Origin of the sequence: Bradyrhizobium sp. 215_C5_N1_1, assembly GCF_052075935.1 — a bacterium.
Lineage (GTDB): Bacteria > Pseudomonadota > Alphaproteobacteria > Rhizobiales > Xanthobacteraceae > Bradyrhizobium > Bradyrhizobium barranii.
Window position 1 is genome coordinate 518,456 of record NZ_CP197228.1, and the last position, 18,461, is coordinate 536,916.

General features: G+C 64.7%; 17 protein-coding genes and 1 pseudogene. 9 read left to right on the top strand and 9 right to left on the bottom strand.

Translation table 11 applies throughout. The features are described from left to right. Positions 1-510 precede the first annotated feature (510 nt). Positions 511-1,674 (bottom strand): hypothetical protein, encoded by a 1,164-nt coding sequence (locus AB7G19_RS02435; protein WP_063980457.1) that lies wholly within the window; start codon positions 1,672-1,674, stop codon positions 511-513. Between the two features lie 339 nt (positions 1,675-2,013). Here AB7G19_RS02435 and AB7G19_RS02440 point away from each other — a divergent pair, with 339 nt between their 5' ends. Continuing rightward, positions 2,014-2,637: a helix-turn-helix domain-containing protein gene (locus AB7G19_RS02440; protein ID WP_063980458.1), complete on the top strand. Its 624-nt coding sequence runs from the start codon at positions 2,014-2,016 to the stop codon at positions 2,635-2,637. Between the two features lie 63 nt (positions 2,638-2,700). Here the strand turns inward: AB7G19_RS02440 and AB7G19_RS02445 are convergent, their stop codons facing one another. The 4 genes from AB7G19_RS02445 to AB7G19_RS02460 all read right to left on the bottom strand — a co-directional run bounded on the left by AB7G19_RS02445 (position 2,701) and on the right by AB7G19_RS02460 (position 5,250). Further along, a complete protein-coding gene (locus AB7G19_RS02445; protein WP_063980459.1) occupies positions 2,701-2,949 on the bottom strand; it encodes a hypothetical protein in 249 nt (82 codons plus the stop codon). A 170-nt stretch (positions 2,950-3,119) separates the two neighbouring features. Then, positions 3,120-3,497, bottom strand: a complete 378-nt coding sequence (locus AB7G19_RS02450; protein WP_063980460.1) for an Hpt domain-containing protein — start codon at positions 3,495-3,497, stop codon at positions 3,120-3,122. Between the two features lie 152 nt (positions 3,498-3,649). Then, the gene (locus AB7G19_RS02455) at positions 3,650-4,348 is read right to left on the bottom strand and encodes a Crp/Fnr family transcriptional regulator (RefSeq protein WP_038943206.1); all 699 of its coding nucleotides are present in this window, start codon (positions 4,346-4,348) and stop codon (positions 3,650-3,652) included. Positions 4,349-4,539: 191 nt separating this feature from the next. Continuing rightward, positions 4,540-5,250 (bottom strand): Crp/Fnr family transcriptional regulator, encoded by a 711-nt coding sequence (locus AB7G19_RS02460; protein WP_063980461.1) that lies wholly within the window; start codon positions 5,248-5,250, stop codon positions 4,540-4,542. Positions 5,251-5,684: 434 nt separating this feature from the next. On the opposite strand from AB7G19_RS02460, the pseudogene AB7G19_RS02465 reads away from it, so the two are divergent. From AB7G19_RS02465 to AB7G19_RS02495, 7 genes and pseudogenes are all read left to right on the top strand, one after another. Further along, positions 5,685-6,153: pseudogene (locus AB7G19_RS02465) on the top strand (response regulator). Between the two features lie 408 nt (positions 6,154-6,561). Continuing rightward, the gene (locus AB7G19_RS02470; protein WP_231143771.1) at positions 6,562-9,348 is read left to right on the top strand and encodes a hybrid sensor histidine kinase/response regulator; all 2,787 of its coding nucleotides are present in this window, start codon (positions 6,562-6,564) and stop codon (positions 9,346-9,348) included. Positions 9,349-9,375: 27 nt separating this feature from the next. Beyond that, positions 9,376-9,852 (top strand): chemotaxis protein CheW, encoded by a 477-nt coding sequence (locus AB7G19_RS02475; protein WP_231143772.1) that lies wholly within the window; start codon positions 9,376-9,378, stop codon positions 9,850-9,852. Positions 9,853-9,881: 29 nt separating this feature from the next. Then, positions 9,882-10,268 (top strand): response regulator, encoded by a 387-nt coding sequence (locus AB7G19_RS02480; RefSeq protein ID WP_018321619.1) that lies wholly within the window; start codon positions 9,882-9,884, stop codon positions 10,266-10,268. A 59-nt stretch (positions 10,269-10,327) separates the two neighbouring features. Then, positions 10,328-11,209 carry a CheR family methyltransferase gene (locus AB7G19_RS02485; RefSeq protein ID WP_071908599.1) on the top strand — a complete coding sequence of 294 codons (882 nt, stop codon included), beginning with the start codon at positions 10,328-10,330 and terminating at the stop codon, positions 11,207-11,209. 2 nt (positions 11,210-11,211) lie between these two features. Next, positions 11,212-11,529 (top strand): hypothetical protein, encoded by a 318-nt coding sequence (locus tag AB7G19_RS02490; protein ID WP_014490546.1) that lies wholly within the window; start codon positions 11,212-11,214, stop codon positions 11,527-11,529. A gap of 155 nt (positions 11,530-11,684) precedes the next feature. Then, entirely contained in the window at positions 11,685-12,188 is a 504-nt protein-coding gene (locus AB7G19_RS02495; protein ID WP_063980464.1) for a response regulator, read from the top strand. Between the two features lie 54 nt (positions 12,189-12,242). Here AB7G19_RS02495 and AB7G19_RS02500 read toward each other — a convergent pair whose 3' ends face one another. Beyond that, positions 12,243-12,533, bottom strand: coding sequence for a hypothetical protein (locus tag AB7G19_RS02500; protein ID WP_063980465.1), 291 nt, complete (start codon positions 12,531-12,533; stop codon positions 12,243-12,245). 149 nt (positions 12,534-12,682) lie between these two features. Between AB7G19_RS02500 and AB7G19_RS02505 the strand changes: the two genes are divergently transcribed. Beyond that, a complete protein-coding gene (locus AB7G19_RS02505) occupies positions 12,683-13,318 on the top strand; it encodes a response regulator transcription factor (protein WP_063980466.1) in 636 nt (211 codons plus the stop codon). A 155-nt stretch (positions 13,319-13,473) separates the two neighbouring features. Here AB7G19_RS02505 and AB7G19_RS02510 read toward each other — a convergent pair whose 3' ends face one another. The 3 genes from AB7G19_RS02510 to AB7G19_RS02520 form a co-directional block, all read right to left on the bottom strand. After that, positions 13,474-16,974 carry a PAS domain S-box protein gene (locus AB7G19_RS02510; protein WP_063980467.1) on the bottom strand — a complete coding sequence of 1,167 codons (3,501 nt, stop codon included), beginning with the start codon at positions 16,972-16,974 and terminating at the stop codon, positions 13,474-13,476. 67 nt (positions 16,975-17,041) lie between these two features. Beyond that, positions 17,042-17,455, bottom strand: a complete 414-nt coding sequence (locus AB7G19_RS02515) for a response regulator (protein WP_063980468.1) — start codon at positions 17,453-17,455, stop codon at positions 17,042-17,044. A 205-nt stretch (positions 17,456-17,660) separates the two neighbouring features. After that, the gene (locus AB7G19_RS02520; RefSeq protein ID WP_063980469.1) at positions 17,661-18,371 is read right to left on the bottom strand and encodes a GntR family transcriptional regulator; all 711 of its coding nucleotides are present in this window, start codon (positions 18,369-18,371) and stop codon (positions 17,661-17,663) included. Between the last annotated feature and the right edge of the window lie 90 nt (positions 18,372-18,461).

The window sequence follows — 18,461 nt, forward strand, 5'->3', positions numbered from 1 at the left end:
GTCATGCAGTACCAGCTCGCGACCGCGACTCAGGACGGGAAACGCCTTGTAGAATCCGTGCTTGTCGAGCTGCGCATTCAGCTCGTTCAACGCGCTACGAACCGCTCGCGTTTCGCGCGGCGCTGGCGCGCGCGTGCAATGCCGCCATCGTCGATGTCCGCCGGTTCGATCTCATCGCAACCTCCTTCCCGTCGCTCTTGCGGTGCATCGCAGGATCGACACGATGGCAGCGATGGGAGAGTTCATTTTCACGCGATGCGCGCATGTTCCATGGTTTACGCGTAACAGTTCTGCGACAACGTGGCCGGCTGCGGCGGCGCAAATGTGAAGCACATCACATGTGTCTTGCTGCACCTGCGCTATTGCTGTGCGCAGCCGGTGGTGGGCTGTCGAGGATTACAGCAATGACGACGCGGCGATTGATGTATTGGTGGTTCAGATTCGTTCTGTCAGGACGATTTACCGATCGCTTCCTGTGCCTGCCGCGGGCGGAGTAGCCGCGCCGCAGTATCAGGTCTGCCCAATCAATTTGCGAAACGCCGCCGCGCCGTCCTGCACGGCGTCGCGTCCCTTCCAGGCCAGATAGGACAGCTTGCCACCGAGCGTGTCGTGGCTGCGCAGCCGGCGCGAGCCGAGAATGTGGCCGACATTGGAGGGGAAGCGGCTCACCTCGGCGGACACCAGCGCCGCGATCGCATCCATCAATTGCTGGAGCCGGATACCCCATTCGCAACCCTCGATGCCGTCGATGCGGACCTTGAGCGCATATTCGGTGTCGTAGATGTCGGCGAGCAGGTCGCGGGCGACCAGCACGCGGTTGTGCTTGAGCGCGACCCGCAGGGCGAGCCGCTTGTCGTCGAGCCGGTCGAGCACCATGGGAACGACGCAGGCATAGGGCGTGGCGGCGACGTCGGCCACGCTCTTGCTCGCGGCGATCCTGGTGGCAAGGCGCACCAGCTCCCAGGACGTCTTCAGCCGCCTCGCCACCAGCGCCAGCGCAAAGGGCAGCGCGTCCGGGTGGGACTTCTTGAAGACATCGAGTTGCGCAGTGATCTGGGCAACCTGGCCGTCGTCGAATTTCGCGATCTTCTCAGGCAGCTTTTCGTTGAACTTCGGCAGCGCGTCGCCGGCGCGCAGCACCTGCTGCATTTTCCTCACGTCGTCGAAGGCGGTGCGCGAGGCCGTGTATTGCGTGAGCTTGGCGCGTGCGAACTCGGTGCTTTCCGCCGATGCGAGGGTGTTCTCGAGGACCTTGAGGACCTTGGTCTGGAAGATCGACGCGGTTTTCAGCACTTCCTTCGGGTTGTTGGCGGTGACCTGGTCGTTGATCGCCTTGATGTAGTCGCGCGCCATGGTCGGCAGCAGGTCGCGGCAGATCCACTCCCAGATCGGCGTGAGCGTGTTACGTGAAATCCGCCCCGCATTGGCATGCTCGGGTGCGCCGTCGATCAGGAGCAGTTCGAGCGGCGCGAAGAAATAGCGCGAGGGACTGGTGGCGCGTGCCTGGGTCGATCCGTCCTTGCGGAACTCGGCGCGCAACTTCGCCTGGATGTCGGACGAGCCCGGCATGTCGATGCCGCACAGTTCGAGCCGCTCGAGCTCGCTGAGCAGACAGCTGCGCGAGAGCGGCGTCAGCCTCTGCAAGAACTCGGACAGCCGATCGATCTCGTTCATGGCACGCAATCTTCCGCAGCGTTTCCCGCAGGCCTACCGGCCTCATGCGTGGAGGCATTTGCGCGCTCTCAATCGTGACCAAGAGAAGCAAGTCATTGTTAATTTATCCGTAAAAACCGGGAGGCGCGGGCGCCCGCTGGGGAGCGTTGGTTAAGGAGGCATTTCGTCGCCTGCTCAAGTTTTGGGCGAAACCTCAACCTACGCGTGGTCGATTGCGTGGGTACTCAAGCATAAATTGTGCCTGCGCCGGTATTTCAGCACAAAACTGCCAAAATTACCGTAGTCTTACGGAGCAAAAAGTTAACTACAGACCGGCCTCGGTTCCGCTAAACGAGTCACATGGGGTCACAGAACGATACGGCCACCGATTCGCGGCCGTCGGAATGGTTCGAAAGCAGCTCTGCTCCGACCGAAGAGCTCGATTTCGCCCGCCTGAACGCGGTCCGCGCCAAGGCCGCCGACGAGATGGCCAGCGCCATCGCCCGCGAGCTCAACGGCCCCCTGACCGCGCTCCTGCTCTACATGGGCGAGATCAAGCACCACAGCGACCAGCTCGCGCCGGTTACGGCCGATCGGGCCTATTTGCAGCGCGTGGTGGAGAATGCGCTGGCGCAGACCGAACGTGTTTGCGGCGTGGTCAAGCAGCTTGCCGGCCCTCATAGGGATGCCCTGCCGATCCAGTCCAGGACCGAGGGCGCCGAATTGAACGCCGCCCGCGCACAGCAAGCGCAGCGTGTGCCGAGCACCGAGTTGCTGGGCCTGTCGGGCCAGAAGCGGCTGACCAAGCGCGAACGCGAGGTGCTGAGGCTGATCAGCGAGGGCTACTCGAACAAGCAGGGCGCGCTGCGGATGCAGATCAGCCCGCGCACGTTCGAGAGCCATCGCGCCGAGGCGATGCGCAAGCTCGGCGCGCGCAACACCGCGGACCTCGTCCGTGCGGCGCTGCTGCATTCGATCGATTGAGGTTCTGTCCTGCGCCGCCAGGCGGGCGATCAAGCCTGAGAATGGCCTGGGGACCCGATGGGTTCAGAGATAATCCTCGGCGAAAGGGCGTACCCGCGACGGCGGCCGCAGCGACTTGGGCTCTTCCTTCGGCGCGCTCGGAATGATCGTGATGGTCCAGCGCGGCGGCATGCTCGATTCCTGCTCCAGCACCGAGCGAACGAAACCAGTCACCGTCGCCTCGCCAGCCTTCACCGTCGCCGTCCTGCCGTTGAACTGTGCGATGCGGAAGCGACGGACCTCTTTCTGATCCGCAGTCTCATAGGTGAACATGGAAACCCTCCTGGTTTCCGGCGACTATCGCCACCTATGATTAGCCATCTGTGAAAATCCCAAACCGTAGAAGTACGGCGGGCCTGGCGCGGTTTTCGTCAGAGCGTTTTCGAGCGAAGTGGATACGGTTTGCGCAAGCCCCGCTCCGATTCATCGAAACGAAAATGGCTCTAGCCCTGCGGCTCCTGCGCGCGCGCGGCGGCGTAGGCGGCATCCATCAGGTCGAGGAGACCGTGGAATTCGGCCTCGCCAAGCGTCTCCGCGGTCTGCTCCAGCCGCAGCGCCAGCGCCGCAAGCCTGACATAGCCGAACGTTCCGGCCGCGCTCTTCAGCGAATGCGCTTCGCGGGTGATCCTGGCGAGGTGCCGCGCGAGCGAGAGCGTGCGGAACAGCTGCAGACGCGCGCAGGTCTCGCTCCAGAACACGTCACGGACTTCACAGGCCCCGTCCTCGCCGATCTCCCGCACCAGCGCTTCGTACGCACCCGGCTCGCGCGCGGGCGCAGCATCGAGCGCTTTTGGCATCGGCGCGGCGGTCACTTCAAACATGGCTTTGGCCCGTCCTGGTCACGGTTCGTCTGCCGCGCGGCCTGTACGGCGCGAGGCATGCCCCGTGTCTAGGGCATCCGAATTTCAGTTCCGGTAGCAGGACGATCCGTGTTTGCAGGCCGGCGTTAGCCGCCGGTTTACCAAGGCGCCGGTCAGCGCGGGCCGAGCAGCCGGTCGTACTGGGCCTTCACGGTGGCGTAGCATTCGCACGCCGTCTGGCGCAGGCCGTCCAGGTTGAGGATCTGGATGTGCCCGCGGCTGTAGTGGATGAAATTGGCGTGCTGCAACGTATTGGCGACCAGCGACACGCTGTTGCGGCGCGCCCCGATCATCTGCGCCATCGCCTCCTGGGTCAGCAGCAGCCGGTAATCGCCCGACAGGTCATGGGTGTGCAGCAGGCAACGCGACAGCCGCGACTCCACCGGATGGGCGGCGTTGCAGCCCGCGGTCTGCTGGACCTGTGCGTAGACGGCCAGCCCGTGACGGGTGAGCAGCGTCCGCAAGGTGCTGCTCTGGTCGGCCGCGTCGCGCAGCCGGTCGAGGTCCATCACGGAGGCGGCACCGGGGACCAGCACGATTGCCGTGTTCAGCGCGCAGGCATCGCCCATGGTCGAGAGCGTTCCGAGCAGGCTGTCGCGGCCGACCATGGCGACCTGCACATGCTCGCCCTTGGCGAGTTTCACCACCAGCGAGATGACGCCGCGGTGGGGAAAGTAGGCGCGCTTGAGCGTCTCGCCGGTCTCCACCAGGATCGCTTCGTGCGGCAGATCGATCATGCGCAAATGCGGGCGGATCAATTCGTAATCCTCCGCCGACAGTGCGGACAGGAAACCGTTGGATGGGCGCGCCATCGTTTCCAAGACTGCCTCCGTCTCGTCAGCCCCCGAACTCGAAGCGAATGGGCTGCTCGCTGTACGGATAAGTTTGATCATGTTCTCGTCGGGATATATTGGCAATTGGGACAAGATGTCCGGTTGCGATGGCGCCCCCGCTGCACTGTGTGCACACCGGCATGCAGCAGGCCGGTTGCGCCGGGCTATCTTCATCGCGGGGCTCCCAGCAGGCGGGCGTGGCAGCCCTTCACCGCCGCATAGCAGTCGCAGGACCTCGTCTCCAATGCGCGCTCGTCGACGATCTCGATCTGGCCGCGGGTGTAGTGAATGATGCCGGCGCGCTGGAGCGCATTTGCGACGAGGGAAATCGCGTTGCGCCGTACGCCCATCATCTGCGCCAGCGTCTCCTGTGTCAGCGGAAGGAACTTGCTGTCGGACAGGTCGCGGGCACGCAGGAGCCAGCGCGCCAGCCGCGCTTCGACCGGGTGCACCGTATTGCACAGCACCGATTGCTGCGCATGCGCGAGCAGCGCCTGCTCGTGGCGGATCATCAGGCCGCGAAACTGCGCGCTTGCGGCCGCCACCGCCCGGAAGGCCGCGATTTCGAGCACGGACGCAGTCCCGGGGAAGAGCACAGCGGCATCCGTCGGAGCGATGCCGTCGGCAAGCGCGGCGCCGGCGCCGACGGCGCTGTCGCGGCCCAGCATCGCGACCTCGATCATCTGTCCCTCGGAGAGACCCACCGTGATCGAAACGGACCCGCCGTGCGGGAAGTAGACATGTCGCAGCGCGGCGCCTGCCTCGGCCAAGACAGATTCCCTGACCATTTCGACTGTCGCGAGATGGGGGCGCAGCAGATCGAAATCCGCCACGCCGAGCATTTGCAGCAACTGGTTGGACGGGTGGCCGCTCGCGGTCATGCAGGTCAATCCGGCGCGTTCATTAGGACGATCGGCCGCCGCGCCCTGTGCGTCATTCAGTTGCACGGCGACCAAAACATATTGTAAAGGTTGTGTGGCCGTCCATATACCCGTTGGGGGGCAGACAGGCTGCGGCATTTGCGGCGGAAATTGAGAAACGCACGCTGATTCGCGCGTTAATTAGGGGCGTCCGTCTTGCGCCGGGCGGCAGGAAAAAGCGGCAAGGGGGCCATCATGAGCCGCTAGGATCGCATCTGCGCCGTCATCGGACCCGACCGACACCTGCGGCTTCCCCTCAAGCGCGCATTTTCTATCCATCCGGGACTGGTCCGCGCGGCTTCGCAACGCCGCGACTGTCGCACCCCTTGCCCCTGATTTCCCGACAGGACCGTTGACGCTTGCATCAATGTTTCGACCAGCCAGAGGAGAACGGCGTGCCCCACGGTTTGACGTTTGAATCGCCGAAACGGGAAACTCAAACGGGGACGGCAGACCTGCACCATACTCTCGTCGACGACGACCCGATGGTGTGCATGGCCATCGAGATCTATCTGCAGCGGAATCATTTCCGGGTGACGATTGCCGACGGAGGAGAAGCCGCCTCCGCGCTCTCGAGAACGAACAGGTCGATCTGATGATGATCGACATCTTCATGCCGCACACGCGAGGTTCGAGTCGATCCGGATCTTCCACGAGCACGCGCCGGCCATTCCGCTGATTGCGATGTCCGGCTACGCCTTCGCAAATTTGAACGCGCCCGCACCCGACTTCCTCCGGATGGCGCCGGAGCTCGGCGCTGCGCGTTGCCTTCGCAAGCCGTTTAGACCGGATGCGCTATTCGCGGCCATCGAGGATTGTCTCGCGGAGCATCGTGCTGTCTCCGCAATTGGGTTAGCGCGGTAGCAATCGCGGCGGCCGCGAAATAAGCGTCCGTTTACCGCAAGCGCAGCTGTTGCGGATTGAGCAGGCGAGCAGCGGGCGGCGGTGTGAGCGATTCTGATTGCGCGTGATTTGATTCAATTCGCGCGGCCCGTGCATATCGTCCTTCGCGAGCAGGATTTTTCGCATACGTCGCAGTGTTGTTATCGGAGCGTTTACCTATCGCGTCTGTCGCGTGAGATGCGGCGCCGCTTTTGTCGCAAGACGCTATCGCAGGCCTCGAAGCGCAAACTTGTCTTCAATATCCGTATTAGCACGGAGGCTGAAATTAACGGGACCGTGAAAGGGGTTGTCTAACGATCCAGGCGCGGACCTCCGCCGAACTCCAGGTGCGGCCCAGGCGTCGAAGTCCGGCTCAGTAAGGCGTAGCTCATGGATGATCTGTTGCGGGAGTTTTTGACGGAGACCAGCGAGAGCCTGGACACCGTCGACAATCAGTTGGTGAAGTTCGAGCAGGAGCCGAATAACGCCAAGATCCTGGATAACATCTTCCGCCTGGTCCACACCATCAAGGGCACGTGCGGCTTCCTCGGACTGCCGCGGCTTGAAGCGCTGGCGCATGCCGGCGAGACCCTGATGAGCAAATTCCGCGACGGCATGCCGGTGACGGCCGGCGCGGTGACGGTGATCCTGTCCTCGATCGACCGCATCAAGGAGATCCTCGCCGGCCTCGAGGCGACCGAAGCCGAGCCCGAAGGCAACGACCGCGATCTCATCGACAAGCTGGAAGCGATGGTCGAGCAGGGCATGGCCGCGATGGCCGCAGGTGCTGTTGCTGATGCACCGCCGCTCGTCCCGGAAGCTCCCACTCCCGTCGAAGCAAAGGTTGCACCGTCGAAAGAAAAAGAAATGACCGAGGGCACGCTGATCGACCAGACCCTGGAGCGCCCCTTACGTCCGGGCGAAGTCTCGCTCGACGAGCTCGAGCGCGCCTTCCGCGAGACCGCGATCGAAGCGCCGGCTCCTGTCGCCAAGGCCGAGCCCGCGCCGGCTGCTGAAGCTCCGGCGCTCGCCGCCAAGGAAGCTGCGAAGCCCGCCAAGGAAAAGGCCGCGCCGAAGAAGTCGACGGCCGACGAGAATGCAGGCGAAGGCGCCAGCATCGCCAACCAGTCGATCCGCGTCAACGTGGATACGCTGGAGCATCTGATGACCATGGTCTCCGAGCTGGTCCTGACCCGCAACCAGCTGCTGGAGATCTCCCGCCGCAACGAGGACACCGAGTTCAAGGTGCCGTTGCAGCGCCTGTCCAACGTCACCGCCGAGCTGCAGGAAGGCGTCATGAAGACGCGCATGCAGCCGATCGGCAATGCCTGGCAGAAGCTGCCCCGCATCGTCCGCGATCTCTCGAGCGAACTCGGCAAGCAGATCGAGCTGGAGATGCACGGCGCCGACACCGAGCTCGACCGCCAGGTGCTCGACCTGATCAAGGACCCGCTCACCCACATGGTGCGCAACTCCGCCGACCACGGCCTGGAGACCCCCGCCGAGCGGCTCGCGTCCGGCAAGGGCGAGCAGGGCACCATCCGCCTGTCCGCCTATCACGAGGGCGGCCACATCATCATCTGCATCGCCGACAACGGCCGCGGCCTCAACACCGAGAGGATCAAGGCCAAGGCGATCTCCTCCGGTCTCGTCACCGAGGCCGAGCTCGAGAAGATGAGCGAAGCCCAGATCCACAAGTTCATCTTCGCGCCGGGCTTCTCGACCGCAGCTGCGATCACCTCGGTCTCCGGCCGCGGCGTCGGCATGGACGTGGTGCGCACCAATATCGACCAGATCGGCGGCACCATCGACATCAAGTCGGTGGCCGGCGAGGGTTCCTCCGTCACCATCAAGATCCCGCTGACCTTGGCCATCGTCTCGGCGCTGATCGTCGAGGCCGCCGGCGACCGTTTTGCAATCCCGCAGCTCTCGGTCGTCGAGCTTGTCCGTGCCCGCGCCAACAGCGAGCACCGCATCGAGCGCATCAAGGACACCGCGGTGCTCAGGTTGCGCAACAAGCTCTTGCCGCTGATCCACCTCAAGAAGCTGCTCAAGATCGACGACGGCGCGGCCAGCGATCCCGAGAACGGTTTTATCGTGGTGACCCAGGTCGGCAGCCAGACCTTCGGCATCGTGGTCGACGGCGTGTTCCACACCGAAGAGATCGTGGTGAAGCCGATGTCGACGAAGCTGCGTCACATCGACATGTTCTCCGGCAACACCATTCTGGGCGATGGCGCTGTTATCATGATCATCGATCCCAACGGCATTGCCAAGGCGCTCGGCGCCGCCGGCTCCTCGGCCCATGACATGGGCGACGAGAACGGCGCCCATCACATCGGAAGTGGCGAGCAGACCACCTCGCTGCTGGTGTTCCGCGCCGGCTCCAGCCAGCCCAAGGCGGTCCCGCTCGGGCTCGTCACCCGCCTGGAAGAGCTCCCGGCCGACAAGATCGAGTTCAGCAACGGCCGCTACATGGTGCAGTACCGCGAGCAGCTGATGCCGCTGGTCGCCATGGAGAGCGTCACCATTGCGAGCCAGGGCGCCCAGCCGATTCTGGTGTTTGCGGATGACGGCCGCTCCATGGGCCTCGTCGTCGACGAGATCATCGACATCGTCGAGGAACGGCTCAACATCGAGGTCGGCGGCTCCGCCTCCGGCATTCTCGGTTCGGCCGTGATCAAGGGCCAGGCCACCGAGGTGATCGACGTCGGCCACTTCCTGCCGATGGCGTTCGCCGACTGGTTCACCCGCAAGGAGATGAAGCCGTCGCAGCACTCGCAGTCGGTGCTGCTGGTCGACGACTCGGCCTTCTTCCGCAACATGCTGGCACCCGTGCTGAAGGCGGCCGGCTACCGCGTCCGCACCGCGCCGACTGCGCAGGAGGGCCTGGCTGCGCTGCGTGCGCAGAGCTTCGACGTGGTCCTGACCGACATCGAGATGCCCGACATGAACGGGTTCGAGTTCGCCGAAGTGATCCGCTCCGACACCAATCTGGGCGCGATGCCGATCATCGGCCTGTCCGCGCTGGTGTCGCCGGCGGCGATCGAGCGCGGCCGTCAGGCCGGCTTCCACGACTATGTCGCCAAGTTCGACCGTCCCGGTCTGATCGCGGCGCTGAAGGAACAGACCGCGGGCGCCGCCGGCGCCTCCGAGCTGAGCCGGGCAGCGGCGTAACGGCACTGGGGATCAGGAGATACCGCTATGAGCAACAAGAAGACGCAGATCGGCGAAGGCGCCATGGTCGAATACGTCACCGCGATGATCGGCGGCCAGCTGTTCGGCCTGCCGATCTCCCGCGTGCAGGACGTGTTCATGCCCGAGCGCGTCACCCGCGTTCCCTTGTCCTCGCGCGAGATCGCGGGCGTGCTGAACCTGCGCGGCCGCATCGTCACCGTGGTCGACATGCGTGCCCGGCTCGGCCTGCCCAAGCCCGAGGACGGCAAGACCCCGATGGCGGTCGGCGTCGACCTGCGCGGTGAATCCTACGGCCTCCTGATCGACCAGATCGGCGAGGTGCTGCGGCTCGCCGAGGACAACAAGGAAGAAAACCCCGTCAACCTCGATCCCCGCATGGCCAAGCTCGCCGGCGGCGTCCACCGCCTCGACGGGCAGCTCATGGTCGTCCTCGACGTCGATCGCGTCCTCGAGCTTAAAACCGAAGTACAAATGGCTGCCTGAGCTAACCGAAACAAAGCCGGAGAACCAAAATGAAGACATGTTTGGTGGTCGATGATTCCAGCGTCGTGCGAAAGATCGCGCGCCGGATCCTGGAAGGCCTGGAATTCGAAGTCACCGAGGCCGAGGACGGCTCGAAGGCGCTGGAGATCTGCCAGCGGCAGCTGCCCGATGCGGTGCTGCTCGACTGGAACATGCCCGTGATGGACGGCTTCGAGTTCATGGGCCACATGCGCCGCCTGCCCGGCGGCGACCAGCCGAAGGTGGTGTTCTGCACCACCGAGAACAACGTGGCTCATATCGCCCAGGCGCTCAGCGGCGGCGCCAACGAGTACATTATGAAGCCCTTCGATAAAGACATCATCGCCGACAAATTCGCTGAAGTCGGCTTGATCCCGGTCGGACAAGCCATGGTCTGAGTATCTGGCCCGAGCGTTTCAGCCAGAGTGTCCCCAGTACAGCTTCCGAGAGGCTATCCGTGACCCCGACCGAGTATGAGTATCTGCGTAAGTTCCTGAGGGATCATTCCGGACTCGACCTGTCCGCAGACAAGCAATATCTGATCGAAAGCCGGTTGTTGCCGCTCGCCCGCAAGGCCGGGCTCTCCGGGATCGGCGAGCTCGTGCAGAAGCTGCAGGGCGGCTCGAGCGCGCTCGTCACCAGCGTGGTCGAAGCCATGACCACCAACGAGACCTTCTTCTTCCGCGACAAGGTCCCGTTCGATCATTTCCGCGACACCATCATGCCTGAGGTCATCAAGGCGCGCGCCGGCCGACGGAGCGTGCGCATCTGGTGCGCCGCCGGCTCGACCGGGCAGGAGCCCTATTCGCTCGCGATGTGCCTGAAGGAGATGGGCGCGGCCCTGACCGGCTGGCGCGTCGAGATCATCGCGACCGACCTGTCGCAGGAGGTGCTCGAGAAGGCCAAGGCCGGCATCTACAGCCAGTTCGAGGTGCAGCGCGGCCTGCCGATCCAGATGCTGATGAAATATTTCAAGCAGACCGGGGAGACGTGGCAGATCAATCCCGAGCTGCGCGCGATGATCCAGCACCGGCAGCTCAACCTGCTGCATGATTTTGCCCAGCTCGGCACCTTCGACGTCATCTTCTGCCGCAACGTGCTGATCTATTTCGACCAGGACACCAAGATCAACATCTTCAACCGCCTCGCCCGCCAGATCGAGGGAGACGGCTTCCTGGTGCTGGGTGCAGCCGAAACCGTGGTCGGACTGACCGACACGTTCAGGCCGATCCCGGATCGTCGCGGCCTCTACAAGCCGAACGATCCGCGTGCAGCGGCAACCAAACCGGCTCTCGCCGGCGCCGCGCCGCCGCGCATGGCGGTGTTGGCAGGACGATAGGCATGGCAGAGGATGGCAAGGGCGCGGAGCGCGTCACGTTCAGTCGTGGCTATGATGTCTGCATCATGGCGATCGATGGCACGTGGCGGCGCGACTGCAAGCTCAATGCGATTTCCGACACCGACGCCATCCTCACGGTGGACGGCTCGATCCAGGGATTGAACCTGAAGGAATTCTTCCTGCTGCTGTCGTCGACCGGGCTCGCCTATCGCCGTTGCGAGCTGGTGCGCGTCAACGGCGCCGAAATGGACATCCAGTTCCTGCGCGGCAAGAACCGCAAGAAGCGCGGCGCCGCCGGCGGCCGTGACGAGGCAGCGTGATCGCCAAATAGGCCTCGTCCCGCGCGCCCCGTCGCCGCTTTCCGAGACGTTGGTTCATATTTGCTAAAACATCCGGACGAATTCGCCGCACCGGCTTTACGTGGCCTAAGCGCGAGCCGTGTAGCAATTGCCCGTCTCAATCTCAGGATACGGCAATGCCCCGAAGTTCCCTCTCCCCCATCCCGTCAAATCTGCCCGACGTCGCCGAGCGGCGTGCGCTTCAGCTCCTGGTGGTCGACGACGACGCCACGCAGCGCAGCCTGATCACGGTCGCCGCAAAGCAGGCCGGCCATGAAGTCACGGTGGCGCCGTCCGTCGCCGAGGCGATCGAGAAGCTCCGCGCCGCCCGCTTCGACTGCGTGACGCTCGATCTCGTGCTGGAGGATGGCGACGGCATCGACGTGCTGCGCGAGATGGCGGCGGCGAAATTCGCAGGCCATGTGATCGTCATCAGCGGTATGGACGGCAAGCGCCGCAGCGCCGCCCGCAGCTTCGCCCGTTCCGTCGGGATTCAGCTCCAGGGCCTGCCGAAGCCGCTCGATCTCGCGGCGCTGCGCATCAGCCTCGCCAATCTCGGCAAGACCGCAATGGGGCTGCCGGCGATCCACACCTGGGGTGGCGTCGCCACCGACGCGATCGTGGAACGGCACCGCGCCTGAGGCGCGGAGCTGCCATGCGATCGGACGCGGGCACTGCGCCGCGTCGGTCGCAATTCAAGCCGGATTGCCGGATTCAGACAGGTATTGCAGGGCGTGGCCGAGGCCTGCCCGGCAGGCGTTGAGAGCGGCGTTCGCGGTGGCATAACGCGGCGTGACGTCGTCGAGTATGAAGACGTCGGCGGAACCTTCCGGATCGTTGCTGTGTTCTTGATCCATGGCTGCGGCGATCCGGCGCATACTGGTCTCGATCTGTGCGATCAGCAAGCGAAGGTCTGCGGCGATCAATCGTTGGCTGTCGGCCTCGGATGTCGCGACCAGCGGCGGCGTATCGGCCAAATTTAGCATGGATATTCTCCGTCTCCTGCAATTAGGCGCAATGCCGCTACTTGTGCGTTAAGTCTATGTCCCGTACAAATACGGGTGGGCCGAATCCGCGCCGAACGCCATAACGGTTGGCGCGGACGCGAGTCCGTAATGCCAACTGGATGTGGCACATGGCCGAGCAAACCTCTCGTGGTGAAATCTTCGTGGTCGACGACGACCCTGCGGTTCGCGACACCTTGTCGATGGTGTTGAAGGCGGCGGGTTATGAGGTGATCTGTTTTGCGGACGGCGCAGCGCTGCTCTCCGTCGCGCGGAACCGTACGCCGGCTGCGATCCTGCTCGACGTGCACATTCCCGGAAAGTCGGGCCTCGACATTCTGAACGAACTGCAGGGCGAAGATTATCCGGCGCCGATCTTCATGATCTCCGGGCAGGGCGACATCTCGATGGCGGTGGGCGCCATCAAGAGCGGCGCGCTCGATTTCATCGAAAAGCCGTTCCGCGGTAGCGAGATCGTCGGCCGGCTGGACGAGGCGATCGGAGCCTATGCACGCAGGCAGGCAGAGAGCGTATCGCCGAAATTCTCTTCGCTGCACTTCCCCGGACGCGAGCCGTTGACGCGGCGCGAACGCGAGGTGCTCGAGCAGTTCGCTTCCGGTGCGTCCAACAAGGAAGCCGGCCGCACGCTCGGCATCAGCCCGCGCACCATCGAGGACCATCGCGCCAACATCATGAAGAAGCTCGGGGCGCGCAACGCCGCCGATCTGATCCGCATCGTGATGACTGCGGCCCAGCGCGCATCGTAACGCTCGCCATCCTCTCGTGCTCCGGACGCAGCGCGTCATGCAATGATGCGCTGCTGAGCCGGGGCCCATATCTCTCCAATTTCACGGCTGACAGTTCTGGGTCCCGGCTCTGCGCCGCAGCGTTGCACGCTGCGCCTTGTCCGGGACACGGTTCCTCAACTGCTCAGCGCCTTGCGGATGATCCGCGCCAGATCGGATTTGCGATACGGCTTCGCCAGCAGCAGCACGCCTAAATCCAGCCGGCCGTGATGGATGATCGCGTTCTCCGTATAGCCTGAGGTGTAGACCACCCTGAGGTCCGGACGCGTCTTCGACACCTCGTCGGCAAGCTGCCGTCCGTTCAACTTGCCGGGCATGATGACGTCGGTGAACAGCAGGTCGAACGGCTTGCCGGTGGCGACGATCGCGAGCGCCTCCGCGGCGTTCGCGGCCTGCAAGGTGACGTAGCCGAGCGAATGCAGCTGCGCCAGCACGTAGTCGCGCACCAGCCGGTCGTCCTCGACCACGAGGATCGTCTCGTGTCCGCCCTCGATCGTCGACGGCGTCACGCCTTCGCCCACGGCCGCGGCCGTCTTGCCGGGCGGCAGATACATCTTGATCGTGGTACCGTGGCCTTCCTCGCTGTAGATCTTGATGTGGCCCGTGGACTGCTTGATGAAGCCGTAGACCATCGAAAGCCCGAGCCCGGTGCCCTTGCCCGGTCCCTTCGAGGTGAAGAACGGATCGAACACCCGGGCCAGCATGTGCGCAGGAATGCCGGTGCCGGTGTCGCTCACGGCGATCAGCACATAGTGTCCGGGCCTGACGTCGTTGACGCTGGCATAGACCTCGTCGAGATAGGCGGCGCCGGTCTCCACGATCAGCTTGCCGCCGCCGGGCATGGCGTCACGGGCATTGAGCGCGAGGTTGAGGATCGCGGTGGTGAGCTGGTTGGGGTCGACGATCGCGACGCAGCTCTCGTCCTCGAACACCGATTCGATCTGGATCTGCTCGCCCAGCGTCGGGCGTAACAGCTTTGCGGTGTCGATGATCAGCGCGTTGATGTCGACCTCGCGTGGCTGCAGCGGCTGCTTGCGCGCGAAGGCGAGCAGGTGCTGGGTCAGCTCGGCGCCGCGCCCGGCGGCCTCGTCGATCATCTTCGTGATCGCCGCAAGCTCCGGCTCCTTCGCCACCGCGTCGGCCAGGATCTCGATCGTCCCGGTGATGACGGTGAGGATGTTGTTGAAGTCGTGCGCCACGCCGCCGGTGAGCTGGCCGACAGCCTCCATCTTGTCGGCGTGGCGGATGCGCTCCTCGGACGCGATCTTGTCGGTGAGGTCGCGGTAGAACACGTTGAACAGAATGCCTTCGCGGCGTTTCAGCGCCGTGACGCTCAGCTCGGCCCTGAATTCTTTGCCGTCGCGACGGCGAACCGTGAGCTCGCGGCGGCGGTTGAGCGTCTGGCCGTCCTGGGACTCGAGGAAGCGCGCGAGGCCGGCCTTGACCCGCTCCCGCTCGCTCTCGGCGACGATGAGGTCGACCCCATTCCTGCCCAGCGCTTCGTCGCGCCGCCAGCCGAACAGCTCCTCGGCCCGCGAGCTCCAGTTCAGGATGGTGCTGCGCTCGTCGGTCTGGACGAAGGCGTCGAGCGCGGTCTCAACGATATTGCGCGCGAGCAGCTCGCTTTCGCGCAAGGACTCTTCCGCGCGCCGCGCCTCGGTCATGTCGCGTCCGACGAAGAAGAAGCGTTTGGCCTGATCTGACCAGTTGCCGAGCCAGGACAGCCAGACCTCGCGTCCGTCCTTGTGGATGCAGCGGGTGTCGGCGAGCCTGGGGTGCCCGCCGCGCCGCAGCGCGCGCATCTCCTCGCGGGATTGCTCGAGATGCGCGGGATGGATGAAATCGACGCCGCTGCGGCCGATCATCTCGTCCGGCGGGTAGCCGAGCACGGCTTGGCTGCTCGGGCTGACCTGCACGATATGGCCCCGCGAATCCATGATCATGATCAGATCTTCCGAGGCGTCGAACAGCTGCCGCCGTTCCTCGATCTGCTGTTGCAGCGCGCGCTCGGTCCGTCGCGCATCGGTCAGGCGGCGCGCCGTGCCGGACGCGCCGATGATCTCGCCCGAATCGTCCCTGATCGGTGACAGGCTCACCGAGATTTCGACCGGACTGCCGTCTTTGCGCAGGCGCACCGTTTCGAAGTGCTCGATCCGCTCGCCCGTCGCAATCCGCCGCAGATAGTCCTTGCCCTCTTCGCGGCGATCGGGTGGCAGGAGGATCAAGGTCGGCTGTCCGACCGCTTCCTCGGCCGTATAGCCGTAGAGGCGCTCGGCCGCCGCATTCCAGCCGATGACGATGCCGTCGAGCGTCTGCATCACGATCGAATCGTCGGAGGATTCGACGGCCGCGCTGAACAGGCGTTCGCGGACGGCAAGCTGGTCGCGCGCGGCCTCGGTGCGCCGCCGCTCTTCGACCTCATGCTCCAGCGCTGCCGTCTTCGCCCGCATTTCATCGATCAGACGGGCAAATGCCCGCGCCAGCACACCGGTCTCGCCGGGGGCGTCGGTTGGAATTCTGATGGAATTGTCCCGACCGAGCCACTCGACCGCCGCAGTGAGCTGCCCGATCGGCCGGGTCAACGACCGCGCCAGCAGCACGGCCAGTATGGCGGCGACCAGCACCGCGATGAGGCCGATCGTGATGGTCGATTTCTCGATGGTGACGGCCGGCGCCATGAAGACGGCGTTGGGCACGACGCGGATGACACCGACCCACTGGTCCTCGGCCAGGATTGCGGGCGCGATCGCGGTGCCGCTCGGCTTGCCGTCACTGCCCGGCACGACCTGGGTCGCACCCAGCGTCGATCCGGTGATGGCTGCGAAATAGGGGAAGTCGTCCTGCCAGCGTGTTGGTGTCCCCAGTTGCGAACCGAACTCGCGGGTGCGATCCGGATGCACGAGATAATCGCCGTTGCGGCCGACCACATAGACCGCTTCACCGTTCCGGATCGATATCCTGATCCGGTCGAACACCTGGCGCATGTCGACATTGACGACGACGATGCCGAACAGCCGGTGATCGGACCCAAACAGGGGCGCCGCGACGCGCAAGGTCGGAACATAGGGCATCTGAACCACGCCGTCGTCGACGTCCAGTTCGACCGGGGAGACGCTGACCTGGTCTTCTGCCAGCTTGATCGCCGCCTGGAAGAAGGAGCGCTCGCCCTTGTTCTGCAAGGCATCGTCGGGAACTGCTCGCACCGCTCCGTTCGGGCCGGAGCGGTCGACGCGCAGATACTCGACGCCGTCGGCACCGATGATACGGAATTTTGCGTAGGCCGGGTTGGCGCCGACGTCGGCCACGAGGCGCGTCAGCAAGCGGTCGCGCCAGGTCTTCTCCGAGAGGTGATCGACCGGATCGACCCCGTCGTTGAAATGGGCATCGATCATGCCGCGCGCGGCGGCACGGGAGCGGAACGTCGCAACGTCGGCGCGGGCGCCGTTCACATGCGCTTCGAGTTGCGAGGCCAGGAGCCGTGAGTGGCCCTCGATACGGTCGAGCACGCGCGGCAGGAAGGCTTGCTCCAGGCTGTAATGGCTCAGCCATCCGACAGCGGCGACCGCAGCCGCGACCAGCAGGATCATTGCGATGGCCAGCCGGGTCGCGAGGGTCATTTCGGCCTTCGCGCTGCGTCGCGAGCGGTCCCGAATGTCCTGCTACGCTGCAACATGGATCGCCCCGTCATCGGCTGCCGGAGGCGGCATTGGCTAGCGGCGCGGATGTGAGGCAGCCGTCGACAGCGGCGAGCAGGGCGTCCGGCCGGAACGGCTTCTGCAGACTTGCGACCGCGCCGAGCTTGGTCGCCATCTTCAGAAAGTCCGGCTCGGCATAGGCGTCTGGCGCGACGGCGCGGCCGGAAATGACGATGATCGGAAGGGTCGGCTGCAGCACCCGGATGTGGCGCATCGTCTCCAGTCCGTCCATGCCGGGCATGAATATGTCGAGGAACAGGAGGTCGAACCGGCTCGCCTCGAACAGCGCAAGCCCCGTGTGGCCGTCGCCGGCGGCGGTGACGTGATGGCCGGCCCTCTCCAGGATCAGCCGGATCGTGATCTGCACGGCCGGGTCGTCATCCACAATCAGGATGTTGGCCACGTCTGAAACCCTCCGGGCCGGATGGGACGTTCCAGCGACCCCAAATCAAAGCATCAAATGCGAAATTGTTGCGCGGTTTCCGTCCGGCCTGCAAGCACTTCGCGGCCGACACCTTGTCCGCCTCGCGCGATTTCGGCGAGGTCGGTCATATGCATGCTTACGTGCACATGCGGTCCCTGACGCACGCCCGGATCGTGTCGCGGGCCTAATCGGTCAGGTATTCGGGATGGTGGCTCCGGATCTTGTCGAGCTCGCTGAGCGTGCCCGACAGGTGCTTGCGCAGATGCTGTTGCGCGGCATCGGCCTCTCCGGCCTCGATCGCGCGCGTGATCAGCTTGTGGTGGCGGACGATGTTCTGGGCCTTGCCGGGCGAGGGCAGATGCAGCCGGCGCAGCCGGTCGATATGCCCGCTGCGGCTGCGCACCAGCGTCCACAGGTCTTGCTTTCCGGCGGCGGCGTAGAGCTGGGCGTGAAAATCATTGTCGGCGGCGATGAAGCTCTCGAAGTCCCCGGCCTTGGCGAATTGCTGCTGGAGCGCGATCGCGTGGTCAAGACGGATGACCAGGGCCTGGTCATGTTGTTCCGCGAGCATCCGGACGATTTCGAGCTCCAGCGCCTGGCGCAGGAAATGGGCCTGCTCGGCGCGGCCGACGTCGACTCGGCTGACCACGGTCGCGTGCTGCGGAAATACGTCGACGAGCCCTTCCTCCTCCAGCCGCATCAGCGCATCGCGCACCGGTGTCGAGCTGACGCCGAACTGGCCGGCGAGCTCGGCGCGTGACAGGGGGGCGCCCGGCGGCAGTTCCAGGGCGATGATCGCATTGCGCAGCCGCTCGAACACCTGCGGCGCGGCCTGGCGGGCGCGATCGAGCCGGGCGGGTCGTGCCGCGCGCAGCGCGGTATGGGTTGCTTCCATGTCGGGTCCCGCGGGCTTGCCTTTGATGCACTAATATATTAGTGCATCAGCAGGGTCAACGCAGCTCGACGCTGGCCGGAGGAAACACAC